11 protein-coding genes, 1 tRNA gene and 3 rRNA genes are annotated in these 15295 nt (G+C 36.5%); 5 read left to right on the top strand and 10 right to left on the bottom strand.

Going from position 1 to position 15295, the window contains the following annotated elements; all coding sequences use genetic code 11:
* The first annotated feature begins 176 nt into the window (after positions 1 to 176).
* A complete protein-coding gene (locus AC0N0V_RS02475) occupies positions 177 to 1412 on the top strand; it encodes an FprA family A-type flavoprotein (protein WP_474464414.1) in 1236 nt (411 codons plus the stop codon).
* Between the two features lie 234 nt (positions 1413 to 1646).
* Here AC0N0V_RS02475 and AC0N0V_RS02470 read toward each other — a convergent pair whose 3' ends face one another.
* Positions 1647 to 2366, bottom strand: coding sequence for a Crp/Fnr family transcriptional regulator (locus tag AC0N0V_RS02470; protein WP_474461969.1), 720 nt, complete (start codon positions 2364 to 2366; stop codon positions 1647 to 1649).
* Positions 2367 to 2783: 417 nt separating this feature from the next.
* Here AC0N0V_RS02470 and AC0N0V_RS02465 point away from each other — a divergent pair, with 417 nt between their 5' ends.
* Genes AC0N0V_RS02465 through AC0N0V_RS02455 form a run of 3 tightly spaced genes read left to right on the top strand, consistent with a single transcriptional unit; the run spans position 2784 to position 3929 of the window.
* Positions 2784 to 3026 carry a spore coat associated protein CotJA gene (locus AC0N0V_RS02465; protein WP_474461968.1) on the top strand — a complete coding sequence of 81 codons (243 nt, stop codon included), beginning with the start codon at positions 2784 to 2786 and terminating at the stop codon, positions 3024 to 3026.
* A gap of 15 nt (positions 3027 to 3041) precedes the next feature.
* Positions 3042 to 3311 carry a spore coat protein CotJB gene (locus tag AC0N0V_RS02460; RefSeq protein WP_474461967.1) on the top strand — a complete coding sequence of 90 codons (270 nt, stop codon included), beginning with the start codon at positions 3042 to 3044 and terminating at the stop codon, positions 3309 to 3311.
* Positions 3312 to 3329: 18 nt separating this feature from the next.
* On the top strand, positions 3330 to 3929 hold the full coding sequence (locus tag AC0N0V_RS02455; RefSeq protein WP_474461966.1) for a manganese catalase family protein: 600 nt from the start codon (positions 3330 to 3332) through the stop codon (positions 3927 to 3929).
* Between the two features lie 102 nt (positions 3930 to 4031).
* Here AC0N0V_RS02455 and AC0N0V_RS02450 read toward each other — a convergent pair whose 3' ends face one another.
* The 4 genes from AC0N0V_RS02450 to surE form a co-directional block, all read right to left on the bottom strand.
* Entirely contained in the window at positions 4032 to 5636 is a 1605-nt protein-coding gene (locus tag AC0N0V_RS02450) for a serine/threonine-protein kinase (RefSeq protein ID WP_474461965.1), read from the bottom strand.
* Between the two features lie 187 nt (positions 5637 to 5823).
* Positions 5824 to 6048, bottom strand: coding sequence for a YuzB family protein (locus tag AC0N0V_RS02445; RefSeq protein WP_474461964.1), 225 nt, complete (start codon positions 6046 to 6048; stop codon positions 5824 to 5826).
* A gap of 72 nt (positions 6049 to 6120) precedes the next feature.
* Positions 6121 to 7338 (bottom strand): NAD(P)/FAD-dependent oxidoreductase, encoded by a 1218-nt coding sequence (locus tag AC0N0V_RS02440; RefSeq protein ID WP_474461963.1) that lies wholly within the window; start codon positions 7336 to 7338, stop codon positions 6121 to 6123.
* 113 nt (positions 7339 to 7451) lie between these two features.
* Positions 7452 to 8210 carry a 5'/3'-nucleotidase SurE gene (gene surE, locus AC0N0V_RS02435; RefSeq protein ID WP_474461962.1) on the bottom strand — a complete coding sequence of 253 codons (759 nt, stop codon included), beginning with the start codon at positions 8208 to 8210 and terminating at the stop codon, positions 7452 to 7454.
* Between the two features lie 298 nt (positions 8211 to 8508).
* Here surE and AC0N0V_RS02430 point away from each other — a divergent pair, with 298 nt between their 5' ends.
* Positions 8509 to 8736, top strand: a complete 228-nt coding sequence (locus AC0N0V_RS02430; RefSeq protein ID WP_474461961.1) for a small, acid-soluble spore protein, alpha/beta type — start codon at positions 8509 to 8511, stop codon at positions 8734 to 8736.
* 94 nt (positions 8737 to 8830) lie between these two features.
* On the opposite strand, the gene namA is transcribed toward AC0N0V_RS02430, so the two are convergent.
* From namA to AC0N0V_RS02405, 5 genes are all read right to left on the bottom strand, one after another.
* On the bottom strand, positions 8831 to 9853 hold the full coding sequence (gene namA, locus AC0N0V_RS02425; RefSeq protein ID WP_474461960.1) for an NADPH dehydrogenase NamA: 1023 nt from the start codon (positions 9851 to 9853) through the stop codon (positions 8831 to 8833).
* A 144-nt stretch (positions 9854 to 9997) separates the two neighbouring features.
* Positions 9998 to 10072 (bottom strand) — tRNA-Asn (locus tag AC0N0V_RS02420).
* Positions 10073 to 10080: 8 nt separating this feature from the next.
* Positions 10081 to 10197, bottom strand: a 5S ribosomal RNA gene (gene rrf, locus AC0N0V_RS02415).
* 41 nt (positions 10198 to 10238) lie between these two features.
* Positions 10239 to 13140, bottom strand: a 23S ribosomal RNA gene (locus AC0N0V_RS02410).
* A 223-nt stretch (positions 13141 to 13363) separates the two neighbouring features.
* Positions 13364 to 14870: ribosomal RNA gene (locus AC0N0V_RS02405) — 16S ribosomal RNA — on the bottom strand.
* Together the 16S, 23S and 5S rRNA genes with 1 tRNA gene alongside form the textbook arrangement of a ribosomal RNA operon.
* Between the last annotated feature and the right edge of the window lie 425 nt (positions 14871 to 15295).

Here is a 15295-nt window from a genome sequence, read left to right as displayed (position 1 = left end):
AAACTTCATTATTAACTCTCATTTTATTGTTTTACTTCATGGCTTAATTATACATAAGTATTAAAAATCATTATGTGATTATAATCAAATTTAAAATTGATTGTAATCACTGCCTATAGATATAAATGATCGTATAATAAAGCCATAACGTTGAACAAAACACGAAGGAGAGATTGATTATGATGAATAATAAAATTGCAGAAAACACTTATTGGGTTGGTAAAGTTGATGATAGAAAGGTTCCTTTTCATAGATTAATATTAGAAAAAGGAACAACTTATAACTCTTATTTATTAGATACAGAAAAGCCTACTATAATAGATACTGTTGATTTAATGTACGGTGGAGAATACGCTAAAAACCTTCAACAAATAATAGATTTAGATAGAATTTACTATGTGGTAATTAATCACGTAGAACCAGATCATGCTGGAGCACTTCCTGCATTATTAAATAAAGCTAAAAATGCAACTATAGTGACTACTGAAAAAGGAAGAAAGTTTTTAAATGGAATGTTTAAGCTTCAAAATAGAAATTATTTAGTAATCAAAGATGGAGACAGCTTAGATATTGGCGGAAAAACATTAAAATTCTTTGAAACTCCTTATCTTCATACAGAAGAAACTATGATAACTTACTGCGTAGAAGATAAAATTCTATACCCTTGTGATATATTTAGTACTCATATTGCAAACTTTGAACTTTTCAATGATTTAGCAAAAGAAGATATTACTGAAGATTTCACTGTTTACTATAAACTTATAATGAGTCCTCATAGGGCTTATGTAAGAGACATGATAGCTAAAATAAAAGACCTTGATATACAGATGATAGCCCCTGCTCATGGATTTGTATTAAGAAATGATGTTCAAAAATATATTAATATTTACGATGACTTAAGCAAAATTGATCCTAATGCACAAAGTAAGAAAGCATTGATATTATTCAGTTCTATGACTGGAAATACAGGTAAGATTGCTAAAGATCTTGCAGATGGCTTTAACAATCTTGGAATAAAGAGTGATATATTCAATGCAAAAAATGCTGACATAAATAGTATTAAACAATCAGCACTAGAAGCAGATACAATACTTGTAGGAAGCTCAACAAAGTATGGAGATATGATAGGTAATATAGAAGATATTCTAAAAGAATTAATAACTCTAGATTTGTCAGGTAAGTTTGGGTCAGCTTTCGGCTCCTTTGGATGGAGCGGTGAAGCTGTAGAAATTATTAATGATTATATAAAACAAAGTGGAATGACTTTAGTGGATACTTCTTATATTGTCAAAGCTACTGGTGCCAACGATATTCAATTACCTTTTAAAGTAAACTATTATGATGAAGAAGAAACAAAGGAAGCAGCAATAGAGACAGCAATGGCGATTGGAGAATTAGTATTAAGTAAGTAAATCTTAAATAATTTAATGTGACTTATAAATAAACTTAGGACTATATGTGTTTTTTCTCTAATAAAAAACATATATAGTCCTAAGTTTATTTAATATGCGGCTAAGATACTAAAAATAGATTCATTCTGATTACCAGCAAATACCTTAACAAAAACTTTAATATTTTTAATTAAAATTGACCTTGGCTACCAATTAAATGTCTTATCATTACATGAGTATAAACATTACGCATTTCTATGCCATGTCTTTTAAGTGCTCTATATCTTTTATAATAATTTTCTTATTACCTACCAGCCCTATTAGTCCTGCATCTTGCATACTCGTTAAAGTTCTACTTACAGTCTCTCTTGTAAGACCTGAATAATTTCCTATCTCTTCCCTGCTTAATGGTAGCTCTAGTTCTACAGCTCCATTAACATCTTTTCCAAAATCATTTACAAGACTTAAAAGAACTCCAATAATTCTTGACTCTACATCCTTTGTACTTAACCTTTGAACTAAGTTTTCAAGGTTAACTACCCTGTCATGCACTACCTCTAATATTTTTAATGCTATCTCAGGGTTTTCTGCTAATATCTTGTCAAAGTCTTCTTTAGACAAAGTGCAAATAGCAGTATCCTCTAAAGCCTCAGCATTAAATTCAAGTTTACCTTTTTTCAGAAGACTTAAATCACCAATAAAATCTCCGTCTGTTAATATGTATAAGATTTGCTCTTTACCTTCCTTTGTATATCTAAATATCTTAAGCTTCCCTTTATTGACTATGAATAACCTATCAGAAATATCTCCTTCAAAAAATATTGTCTGCCCTTTTTTATATTTCCTATGAATAACCATATCTGCAATTTCTTTTAGCTGCTCATCTTGCAGTGTTGAAAATATAGATACCTTCCTTGCACAATATTTACCTGTACATTTTTCACATCCACACATTACGTCTATACTTTTTTCCATACTATTGAAAATCACCCCATCCATAAAATAATATATATTTTCTCGCACAACTAATCTAATTCATTAAAAATATGTGTTTAAGTTTTTAATAACTATTCTATTAAAACATTATACTATAATATTTCAAAGTTTCTCAACTATATCCATCACAAACTGATAATATTACACATATTTATATACTCTAGAGATAACCATCTTCAGAAATAACTAATCAGTACGTTTGTATATTCAACTTATCATTTCTTTTCGAATTATATTGCTTAATTAACTCATAAGATTCAACACACTCTACTAAAATACTTTAACTTATTAATATATTAATAAGAAATAAAATTTATGATAATAAGGTAACATTTTTATACAGCTAATCATAAGATGGAATTATGTAAGCAACAAACAAGGAGGATAAACTCAACAATGGCAAAAGACACAAAATTAGGCTCAAACATGGCTAATAATAACTGCTCACCACAGGAAAAATGTATTCCACAAGAAATGGTAATAAGAAATGTTAGATTAGCAGCTGCATATGTACCTTATCAACAACTATGTACACTGCTATCTCCTATTGAAGCTCTTAAACACGGAACTGCTTTCCCTGAGCTTTACAGTCCTTATGAAGGAAAAGAGAAAAAAAACAACCCGGTTTGCAAAAAATAGAGGAGGTACTATATTATGAATGATCAAATGAACAAAAAAGAACTTTTAAAACAAATTACTGCTGTAGACTTCATGATGATAGACCTCCATTTATATCTCAACACTCATCCAAATGACCGTAATGCTCTTGCAAAGTATAACTCGTTAGTTATGCAAGCAAATATGCTAAAACAGAACTATGAGAGATGTTTTGGACCTTTATCTTATGGCTCCTGCAGTTCTTATCCATGGCAATGGATAAATGAACCATGGCCTTGGGAGTATGAAGCTAACTTTAAGCTTTAATGGGAGGAGAAAAAGTATATGTGGTTGTATGAAAAAAAATTAGAGTATCCAGTTAAAATTAAAACCCCTAATGCAGAAATGGCAAAAATAATCATAACACAATATGGTGGACCTGACGGGGAGCTAGCAGCATCACTTAGATATCTTAGTCAAAGATTTTCAATGGTTACTCCTCAGGCTATAGCAACATTAAATGACATTGGTACAGAAGAATTAGCACACTTGGAAATGGTTGGATCAATGGTTCATCAATTGACAAGAGACTTAAGCCTTGAAGAGCTTAAAGCAGCAGGATTAGATGCTTACTATTCTGATCACGGTAAAGGTATTTACCCAGTAAATGCTTCTGGCGTGCCATTTACTGCTGCATATATTCAATCAAAAGGAGATCCTATAGTAGATTTGACCGAGGATTTAGCTGCTGAGCAAAAAGCAAGAGCAACCTATGAATATCTTTTAAATTTTGCTGACGATCCAGATGTTATAGAGCCTTTAAAATTCCTCAGAGAAAGAGAAGTAGTACATTATCAAAGATTTGGAGAAGCACTTAGGATAGTTCAAGACTATCTACAAGAACCTCATTTATTTATAATGCCAAAACCTGACTTTATGAAATAAGATAGATTATTCTTTAGGCTGTTAAAATTTATTTTAACAGCCTAATTTACTTATTCACGACCAAATATTATATAGTATATTTTACTTAAATAGCTGCTTATTCTAATCCTCCTTATTCTTTCCCTTTCCTTTGCCATTCCCCTTGGTTTTACTTTCTTTTTTGTCTTTTAAATTCTGATTTTGTATCAACGGTTGATTAGTGTCCCCATTGTTTTGTATTGAATTCTTATTCTCCACTGGTTTATCAGCATTAGATCCTTCTTCTTCAGTTTGCTCAAGCTTGCTATTATCCTCATTTTTTACATCAGATTTATCTTCACTACCTGTTTCAGTGTTATTTATGACGCCACTATCTGTAGTTTGATTAGTCTTTATTATTTGTTCTTTTCTTCCATGATCAGTAACAAGATAACCTAATGCAACAATAACTATAATACATAGTGGTACTATTATCTTTTTATTAACACAAGTTTTAAGCTTTTCTTTTACCTTAATATATATTTTTTTATTCGCTTTTATATTTTTGTTATCTTTTAGACTTTTATCAATTATTTTTTTAATTCCATCTACATCAATTTTATTAGTTTTAAATTTATCATCTGTTATCTTCCTAGCACTATCTTTCTCTATATTAACACTATCATTTGATTTTAATTTATAAAAATTTATGCTACCTAAATTATTAGCTTCTGTTGTTTTAACATTATCTGTTCCTATATTTTGCTCTTTATTTTCAGTTTTATATAAATCTTTAATTTTAGAGTCATTTACCATTCTAGTTTCAAATTCGTGACTTCTATTATTTAACTGTTGATTTTTGCTATCAACCATTCTTCCTAAAATGCTATTTTTTTGTACATTATTATCTTTAAATAATGTATTAGGGTAGTTTACTTCCGCCGACATAATTAAAGTTTTTGTATCATCTTTACAATTTAAAAATTCGAGTATGTCATTCTTCAATTCTTTCACTGAAGGATATCTATCTTTAATATCAATCTGCATAGATCTTTGTATTATTCTCTTTAATCCAATTTTCACTTCACTATCATAACTTGCATCTTTTAGTGGCTCTAATATAGCAGATGGTGCTTTTCCTACCACCATAAAATACATCACTGCACCCAGACCATATATATCTGTTTGACTACAAGTTTGCTCTGTTCCATACTGTTCTGGTGCAGCATATCCCTTTGATCCCATATATATAGTATCTTTTTCTTCACCATGCTTATATACTCTAGAAATACCAAAGTCTATTAGAACAACTTTCCCATTAGGCGATACCATAATATTAGATGGTTTTAAATCTCTATATATTATTGGAGGATTAAAGCTATGCAAATACTCTATAATCTCACATATATTTAGTGCAATTCTGCATATTTGCTCTGATTCCTTAACATTACAATTATTTATATAATCTTGAAGTGTTTCTCCATTAATATAATCTTCAACTATATATAGATTGTCTTCTTCATAAAATATATCAACTACTCGAGGAATACCAGGATGACTCAAATTTTTTAATATATTGGGTTCTGCTAAAAAATCCATTTGTCCCTTCATTTCCTTTTTCACTTCTTTTATAGCCCAAAGATTTTCTAATCTTTTATTTTTACATAAATAAACAGTACTCATTCCACCTTGCCCAAGCGTTCTGATTACTTCATATTTTCCATCTAAAAGCTGTCCATTACTTAACATAAAATCCCCCTCTCAACCACAATTAAATTTTCATTATAGACAGTAGTTTTCCAGTACATATTTTATATACGTTTAAAAATCTAAAATTAAGGGGGTGGGTGATTAAATAAATTTAAAAACCTTATATGAATTTTATTAATAAAAATTGCACATAAGGTTTTTAAATTTATATTAGTTATGTTTTTAATTATTCATTTACGATATCCTCAATCATATGAAATAATTCTTCTGCACTTTCAGCCTTAACAAGTTCATCATTAACCAAAGCAAACGGACCAGTAGCACAATCCCCACAATATCCTAAACATGGCTCCACATCCACGCTAACATCCTCTAACTCTTCTTTTATTCTATCAATTAACATTTCTGTTCCATGTGAGAAATTATTTTCACAAAGTCTTACTTCTGTCATTACTAAATCTCCTCCTATCAAGCTTTTATTATTTAGATGATAATCATAACTATTTTGAAGCTTAGTAGTTCATCACTTACTATTTTTTATTGTTTCAATAATCTCGTCTATATATACATTTTTATAATCAATGACACCTATATTAACTTCATTTTCTATGGCTCTTTTTAAAATTGGTGAGATTTTAGTGTCACCAATTACTATTGCTCCAATAATCTTATTATCTTTTATAAAAATCTTTCTATAGTTGTTACCTTCTTTATCTTCTACTAGTACATCTGTATCCTCATTTTCATCTATAATTCCCATGGAAAACAATGAAACCCCAAATGCACTCATTGTTATTACTGGTGCTACATACTTATACCTAGTTTCTTTCCCTACTATATTGTACCCTGCAGTCATTCCCTGACCGATTGCGATATTCCACAGTCCATATACCCTACCATCAACTTCTGCTATATCTCCTGCAGCATAAATATCTTGCACACTAGTCTCCATTTTTTCGTTTACCACAATACCCTTATTTATTTTAATATTTGTTTGTTTAACTATATCAGTATTAGGTCTAACTCCTATTGAGTAAGTCACCATATCACAGTTCAAGAATTTTCCCTCGTTTGTAATAACGCCTTCTACGCCATCTTCTCTCACAGATATTTCGCTAACTTGGCTACTAAGCATTATCTCTATACCATTAGCTTTAACTGCTTTTTCTAATATTTCTGAAGCTCTTAAATCTAATTGACTTGGCATTAGCCTTGGAGCTAGTTCTGTAATAATTACTTTTTTTCCTGCTTGTGATAGAACCCAAGCTAGCTCTAAGCCTAAAATTCCTCCACCTATACAAAGTACATTATTACTTCCACCAGCGGCTTCTACTATATTTTTAGCATCTTGCAACGTTCTCAAAGTAAATACTCCACTCTTATTAATTCCATTTATATCTGGAGTAAAGTTACTTGCTCCATTGGCCAGTAATAGTTTTGTATATGAAAATCTCTCCCCACTTGAAACCTCTACTTCTCTTTTCTCAGTATCTATTAAAGAAACTTTTGTATCTATTAAAAGGTGTATATTATTTTCCTTATACCAGTCTTTTTTCTGAAGAAGTAGCTTATCTTCTTCTAATGTTCCTAGCAATCCCTTTGATAATCTTATTCTATTATAGGGATAGAACTTCTCATCACCAAATAATTTAATTTCACTATCTTTATCAAACTCTCTAATTGCCTTTATCGCACTTATTGATGTTATACCATTTCCTACAACAATAATCTTTTCTTTCAAATTCTCCACATCCTAATACCGATTTGCTTAAGTGTATATTATTTTTTCTAATACACAGCATTTTATTTTCATTTAATCATATGTATTTAACTAATTTCTAATATATTCTATAATCATGTGTTAAATATCTTACTTACATCATTTAATATCTTAAAATTAGTTAAGTCATAGTGTAATGGGGTTAGGGTAACGTAATCTCTCTTTATATAATAGATGTCCGTATCCTCATAATCTAATTCATTCATCGTTCCTTTTAATTCATAAGTTTTATCATTATTCTCTCCAATTTTTTCTACAAAGTAGTTATCATACATTTTGCTTCCTATCTTACAAACTCTAATTCCTTTTATTTTATCCTCAGGAATTAATGGAACATTCAAATTTAACACCACATCATCTTTATCATATTTATCTTTAGCTATAGATAATACCTTTGATGCATATCTTGCCGATATAGTATACTCTTCAAAGTCTTCTGTCACATCTGTTGATACAGCCATAGATGGTATCTTGTAAATTGCAGCCTCAATAGCAGCTGATACAGTTCCAGAGTAAATAACATCTATGCCTAAGTTAAATCCATTATTTACTCCTGATATCACCATATCTACTTTCCCTTCTGCTAATTTATCAATTCCTACTCTTACACAATCTGCAGGTGTTCCACTAACGCTGTATGCCTTTGATTTTATACCAGCAATTTGTACCTCCTTAACCAGAAGAGGTTCATAAATAGTTATTGAGTGTCCACAAGCACTTCTTTGGTTGCTTGGGGCTGCAATAACTAATTCATACTCTTTTTCAAGTTCTTTAGCTAAAGCATGTAAGCCTTTAGCATCTATTCCATCGTCGTTTGTCAGTAATAGTTTCATGCCAATCCTCCATTATTACATTATTACATTTTCTAACTTAGTATTATTATAGCTTTATTTTATAAATTTATTATTTAAAAAATAAAGTTTACACTTAATTACTATATATCAAAACACTTACTTAAATTCATTCTTAATTAAAAACTGTAAAAAGTATAATAGAATATAAATAGTACTAGTACGAAAAATACTTATATAGGTTAACTTTCTTTAAGTTTAGAAACCTAAGTTAATGTATTATATTATTCTTTAAATAGTTTATTCGTAATCTTAATTTATGAGAGGTGGCTAATATAATATGAATAATAAATTCGAAAGTAAGACTTCCATTGTAGCAAAAGAAACAGCTAAAACGAAAACAGAACTTGCAAATGAATTGGGAATTCCTATACCTAAAAGTGGGTATTGGGGTGATATGCCTTCTAAAGTATGTGGTACTGTAGGTGGTGCAATAGGAGGTAATTTTACTAAATCAGCTGTACAAATCTTCGAAAAAAATTTAGCAGAAAAGTATAAAAATAAATAAAACTACTAGAACAGACTTTTCAAATATTCTTGGAAATCTCTCATATTAATTGAGAGATTTCCATTAATTATTGCCAATTGGGTTTACTTACAGTCTATTTTTTACTTCTTTCATATTGAATAGGCCAGTTAACCTTATCCCCTAACTCTTCAGATGCTTCTAGCGCCCAATAAGGATTTCTAAGAAGCTCCCTTCCTAAAAACACCAAGTCAGCTCTATAATTCTGTAAAATTTCCTCACACATTGTTGCACTTGTAATTAGTCCACCTGCTATTACAGGTATTTTAGTTTCTTGTCTAATTGTTTCCGCATATTTAATTTGGTATCCTGGGTAAACATTTATTCTAGTTGATACTACTGCTCCTGAACTTACATTTATTAAATCAACACCTTCATCTTTAACTAAATTTATAATCTTAGCTAAATCCATGTCATGATTTCCTTCTTCTACGTAATCTTCTGCAGAAACTCTCACTATCAAAGGTTTTTCTTCAGGCCAAACTTCTCTAACAGCTCTAATTGTCTCTATTAAGAACTTTGCTCTATTCTCTAGACTTCCGCCGTATTCATCATTTCTTTTATTAGAAAGTGGAGATAAAAATTCATTTATTAAGTATCCATGTGCTGCATGTATCTCTATAACATCAAATCCTGCAGAGTCTGCTCTCTCAGCACCTTTCTTGAATGCGTTGACTACTGTTTTTATATCTTCCTGTGTCATCTCGACAGGAACTCTATAGTTATCACTATACGCTATAGCACTTGGAGCAATTATTTGCTCTGACGGTGCTTCACATTTTCTTCCTGCATGACCTAGTTGTATTCCTATTTTTGCACCATGCTTTTTAACCTCATCTACAATTTCCTTTAAGCCATCTACATGAGAATCACTCCATATTCCTAAATCCTTGTCTGTTATTCTTCCACGGGGTTCAATTCCAGTTGCCTCCAATATTATTAATCCAACCCCACCAATAGCCCTTGTGGCATAGTGTACAAAATGCCAGGAGTTGGGATTTCCTTCACTATCAGCACTATACATACACATAGGTGGCATTACAATTCTATTTTTTAATTCCATGTCCTTTATTTGGATTGTTGAGAATAGCTTTGACATAATCAAAAACCTCCAATTTATATTTTCGCACAAAATATATTATTACCATTTACTAAATAATAATATATTTAAAGAAATAAAAAAAGACTACTTATTTAAAAGTAGTCCTTTATATAAACATATTTTATTATTCAAAAATAAAAATGGCTCCGCGAAGAGGGCTCGAACCTCCAACAACTCGGTTAACAGCCGAGTGCTCTACCATTGAGCTATCGCGGAATATTTTGACCTGGCAACGACCTACTCTTCCACACAGTCTCCCGTGCAGTACCATCGGCACTGTAAAGCTTAACCTTCGTGTTCGGAATGGGAACGGGTGTAGCCTTTACGTCATAATTACCAGATTGAAAGAATTATTCTTTCAAAATTGCACAGTGATATTTTTTAGGTCAAGCCCTCGACCTATTAGTATCAGTCAGCTGAACATGTTACCATGCTTACACCTCTGACCTATCAACCTTGTGTTCTTCAAGGGGTCTTACTAGCTTACGCTATGGGAAATCTTATCTTGAGGTGGGCTTCACGCTTAGATGCTTTCAGCGTTTATCCCGTCCCGACATAGCTACCCAGCTGTGCTCCTGGCGGAACAACTGGTGCACCAGAGGTCAGTCCATCCCGGTCCTCTCGTACTAAGGACAGCTCCTCTCAAATTTCCTACGCCCGCGACGGATAGGGACCGAACTGTCTCACGACGTTCTGAACCCAGCTCGCGTGCCGCTTTAATGGGCGAACAGCCCAACCCTTGGGACCTACTTCAGCCCCAGGATGCGACGAGCCGACATCGAGGTGCCAAACCTCCCCGTCGATGTGGACTCTTGGGGGAGATCAGCCTGTTATCCCCGAGGTAGCTTTTATCCGTTGAGCGATGGCCCTCCCACGAGGTACCACCGGATCACTAAGCCCGACTTTCGTCCCTGCTCCACTTGTTTGTGTCGCAGTCAGGCTCCCTTCTGCCTTTGCACTCTACGAACGATTTCCAACCGTTCTGAGGGAACCTTTGGGCGCCTCCGTTACTTTTTAGGAGGCGACCGCCCCAGTCAAACTGCCCACCTAACAATGTCCCGTGACCAGATTCATGGCCACCGGTTAGAATCCCAGTACTGTCAGGGTGGTATCCCAAGGACGACTCCACAAAGGCTGACGCCTCTGCTTCGCAGTCTCCCACCTATCCTGTACAGACAATACCGAGACTCAATGCTAAGCTACAGTAAAGCTCTACGGGGTCTTTCCGTCCAATCGCGGGTAGCGAGCATCTTCACTCGCAATACAATTTCGCCGGATTTGTTGTCGAGACAGTGCCCAAGTCATTACGCCATTCGTGCGGGTCGGAACTTACCCGACAAGGAATTTCGCTACCTTAGGACCGTTATAGTTACGGCCGCCGTTTACTGGGGCTTAAGTTCACACCTTCGCTTGCGCTAAGTGTTCCCCTTAACCTTCCAGCACCGGGCAGGCGTCAGCCCCTATACATCAGCTTTCGCTTTAGCAGAGACCTGTGTTTTTGCTAAACAGTTGCTTGGGCCTATTCTCTGCGACCACCTTGCGGTGGCACCCCTTCTCCCGAAGTTACGGGGTCAATTTGCCGAGTTCCTTGACAACAATTCTTCCGCTGGTCTTAGGATTCTCTCCTCACCTACCTGTGTCGGTTTGCGGTACGGGCACCAGTTCACTCCATAGAGACTTTTCTTGGCAGCGTGGAATCAGATACTTCGCCCAAAAGGGCTCCCCGTAACACCTCAGCATTAACTAGACGGATTTGCCTATCTAGTCTGCCTAAGTGCTTAGACGCACATCCAATAGTGCGCACATCTTATCCTCCTGCGTCATCCCATTTGTAATAACGCAAACTGGTGGTATCGGAATATCAACCGATTGTCCATCACCTACGCCTTTCGGCCTCGGCTTAGGTCCCGACTAACCCTGAGCGGACGAGCCTTCCTCAGGAAACCTTAGGTTTTCGACCAATAAGATTCTCACTTATTTCTCGCTACTTATGCCAGCATACTCACTCCTGTACAGTCCACCGCTCCTTACGGTACGACTTCAACCCATACAGGAAGCTCCTCTACCACTCACCTTACGGTGAATCCATAGCTTCGGTGGTAAGTTTTAGCCCCGAACATCTTCGGCGCAGGATCTCTCGACTAGTGAGCTATTACGCACTCTTTAAATGAGTGGCTGCTTCTAAGCCAACATCCTAGTTGTCTTAGAAATCCCACATCCTTTTCCACTTAACTTACACTTTGGGACCTTAGCTGATGGTCTGGGCTGTTTCCCTTTTGACCACGGATCTTATCATTCGTAGTCTGACTGCTTTGATTCAAGTATATGGCATTCGGAGTTTGATAGGGTTCAGTAACTGTTGTCAGCCCCTAGCCCATTCAGTGCTCTACCTCCACTACTCATTCAAAACGCTAGCCCTAAAGCTATTTCGAGGAGAACCAGCTATCTCCGAGTTCGATTGGAATTTCTCCGCTATCCACAGCTCATCCCATGGTTTTTCAACACCAATGTGGTTCGGTCCTCCACGGAATTTTACTTCCGCTTCAACCTGTCCATGGATAGGTCACCCGGTTTCGGGTCTACGACATGCAACTTTTTGCCCTATTCAGACTCGGTTTCCCTTCGGCTACGTATCTTAAATACTTAACCTTGCTACACATCGTAACTCGCTGGCTCGTTCTACAAAAAGCACGTCGTCGCAGGTAAAACTGCTTCGACTGATTGTGGACACACGGTTTCAGGTTCTATTTCACTCCCCTTCCGGGGTTCTTTTCACCTTTCCCTCACGGTACTGCTTCACTATCGGTCACCAGTTAGTATTTAGCCTTGGGAGGTGGTCCTCCCTGCTTCCCACAAGGTTTCACGTGTCTCGTGGTACTCTGGATCAGATCTGACTGTTATTCTTTTTACCTACAGGGCTGTTACCTTCTATGGCGGAGCCTTCCAGCTCTCTTCAATTAAGAAATCACAGTATTTAATGATCTGTCCGCAACCCCAGGAACAAGTTCCTGGTTTGGGCTCTTTCCCTTTCGCTCGCCGCTACTTAGGAAATCGATTTTTCTTTCTCTTCCTCCGGGTACTTAGATGTTTCAGTTCCCCGGGTCTACCTCTATAAACCTATGAATTCAGTTTACAGTACATAGCGTTAGCTATGTGGGTTGCCCCATTCGGAAATCTCCGGATCGCAGGCTATTTGCGCCTACCCGAAGCTTATCGCAGCTTATCGCGTCCTTCATCGGCTACTGGTGCCAAGGCATTCACCATGCGCCCTTTGTAGCTTGACCTTAAATCATAATTCTACAAAGGTATATATACCTTTAGCTTTACTTTGTTTATGTCAAATAATTCTCATTATTCAACGCTTATCACTGTGCAATTTTCAAAGAACATTTTGCTACCACCTTAGTGTTAGCTTTATTTGAGGTTTTAATCCCTCAAAATTAAACAGAGTGTAAACCAGAATTCCAATGTAACTAAAAACCTAAGCTTCTAGTTATTATTCCTTAGAAAGGAGGTGATCCAGCCGCAGGTTCTCCTACGGCTACCTTGTTACGACTTCACCCCAATCACTGACCCCACCTTCGGCCGCTGGCTCCTTACGGTTACCTCACGGACTTCGGGTGTTGCCAGCTCTCATGGTGTGACGGGCGGTGTGTACAAGGCCCGGGAACGTATTCACCGCGACATTCTGATTCGCGATTACTAGCAACTCCAGCTTCATGTAGGCGAGTTTCAGCCTACAATCCGAACTGGGATGAGTTTTTTAGTTTGGCTCCCCCTCGCGGGTTTGCATCTAATTGTACTCACCATTGTAGCACGTGTGTAGCCCTGGACATAAGGGGCATGATGATTTGACGTCATCCCCACCTTCCTCCCGGTTAACCCGGGCAGTCTCACTAGAGTGCTCAACTTAATGGTAGCAACTAATGATAAGGGTTGCGCTCGTTGCAGGACTTAACCTAACATCTCACGACACGAGCTGACGACAACCATGCACCACCTGTCTCCCTGCCCCGAAGGGCTTCCTCCATTACGAGTAATTCAGGGGATGTCAAGTCCAGGTAAGGTTCTTCGCGTTGCTTCGAATTAAACCACATGCTCCGCTGCTTGTGCGGGCCCCCGTCAATTCCTTTGAGTTTTAATCTTGCGATCGTACTTCCCAGGCGGAGTACTTATTGTGTTAACTGCGGCACAGAAGGTTGGACCCTCCTACACCTAGTACTCATCGTTTACGGCGTGGACTACCAGGGTATCTAATCCTGTTTGCTACCCACGCTTTCATGCCTCAGCGTCAGTTATGGTCCAGAGAATCGCCTTCGCCACTGGTGTTCTTCCTAATCTCTACGCATTTCACCGCTACACTAGGAATTCCATTCTCCTCTCCCACACTCTAGATATCCAGTTTGAAATGCAGCTCCCAAGTTAAGCCCGGGAATTTCACATCTCACTTAAATATCCGCCTACGCATCCTTTACGCCCAGTAAATCCGGACAACGCTTGCCACCTACGTATTACCGCGGCTGCTGGCACGTAGTTAGCCGTGGCTTCCTCCTTGGGTACCGTCATTATCGTCCCCAAAGACAGAGCTTTACAACCCGAAGGCCTTCATCACTCACGCGGCGTTGCTGCATCAGGCTTTCGCCCATTGTGCAATATTCCCCACTGCTGCCTCCCGTAGGAGTCTGGACCGTATCTCAGTTCCAATGTGGCCGATCACCCTCTCAGGTCGGCTACGCATCGTCGCCTTGGTGAGCCTTTACCTCACCAACTAGCTAATGCGCCGCGGGTCCATCTCAAAGCGGATTACTCCTTTAATTAGTTCTTCATGCGAAAAACCAATGTTATGCGGTATTAATCTCCCTTTCGGGAGGCTATCCCCCTCTTTGAGGCAGGTTACCCACGTGTTACTCACCCGTCCGCCGCTAATCCACCCCGAAGGGTTTCATCGCTCGACTTGCATGTGTTAGGCACGCCGCCAGCGTTCGTCCTGAGCCAGGATCAAACTCTCAATTTAAAAGTTTGCTTGCTCATTACTGTTTTGTTACTTTAAAGTAACTCAAAGAATTGCTGGTTTATTTAAAAATAAGTTTTAACTTATTTTCACTCTGTTTAATTTTCAAGGATCATGTCACTCAACTCAGCGACTTTTAAAGTTTATCATGTATATTTTACAATGTCAAGAACTTCTTTAATTTTTTTACTTAAGTTCTTATTCCTGACAGCTCTGTAATAATAACACATACACTTTCTAGTTGTCAACACTTTTTGCCTGAACAACTTTTTGCTGCCTCACTCAGCAACATGTGTTATGATATCACTATTATTTTTACTACACAAATATCATGTGCTTTTATATTTTAAATTATACACATGATATTAACTTTTTCTCATAATTACTTTAATTTTGTTATACTGACACTCCTGACTCAGTTTATGTCA

The organism is Clostridium sp. CS1-1 (genome assembly GCF_056135525.1).
Note: the sequence above shows the minus strand (reverse complement) of the source record. Positions and strands in the feature narration are given on the sequence as shown.

What these genes read in the sequence shown, in the direction of transcription:
- AC0N0V_RS02430 (WP_474461961.1), top strand. Translation starts at nt 8,509, where the DNA reads ATGAATAATAAATTCGAAAGTAAGACTTCCATTGTAGCAAAAGAAACA.
- surE (WP_474461962.1), bottom strand. Translation starts at nt 8,210, where the DNA reads ATGAAACTATTACTGACAAACGACGATGGAATAGATGCTAAAGGCTTA.
- AC0N0V_RS02465 (WP_474461968.1), top strand. Translation starts at nt 2,784, where the DNA reads ATGGCAAAAGACACAAAATTAGGCTCAAACATGGCTAATAATAACTGC.
- AC0N0V_RS02445 (WP_474461964.1), bottom strand. Translation starts at nt 6,048, where the DNA reads ATGACAGAAGTAAGACTTTGTGAAAATAATTTCTCACATGGAACAGAA.
- AC0N0V_RS02460 (WP_474461967.1), top strand. Translation starts at nt 3,042, where the DNA reads ATGAATGATCAAATGAACAAAAAAGAACTTTTAAAACAAATTACTGCT.
- AC0N0V_RS02470 (WP_474461969.1), bottom strand. Translation starts at nt 2,366, where the DNA reads ATGGAAAAAAGTATAGACGTAATGTGTGGATGTGAAAAATGTACAGGT.
- AC0N0V_RS02455 (WP_474461966.1), top strand. Translation starts at nt 3,330, where the DNA reads ATGTGGTTGTATGAAAAAAAATTAGAGTATCCAGTTAAAATTAAAACC.
- AC0N0V_RS02450 (WP_474461965.1), bottom strand. Translation starts at nt 5,636, where the DNA reads ATGTTAAGTAATGGACAGCTTTTAGATGGAAAATATGAAGTAATCAGA.
- namA (WP_474461960.1), bottom strand. Translation starts at nt 9,853, where the DNA reads ATGTCAAAGCTATTCTCAACAATCCAAATAAAGGACATGGAATTAAAA.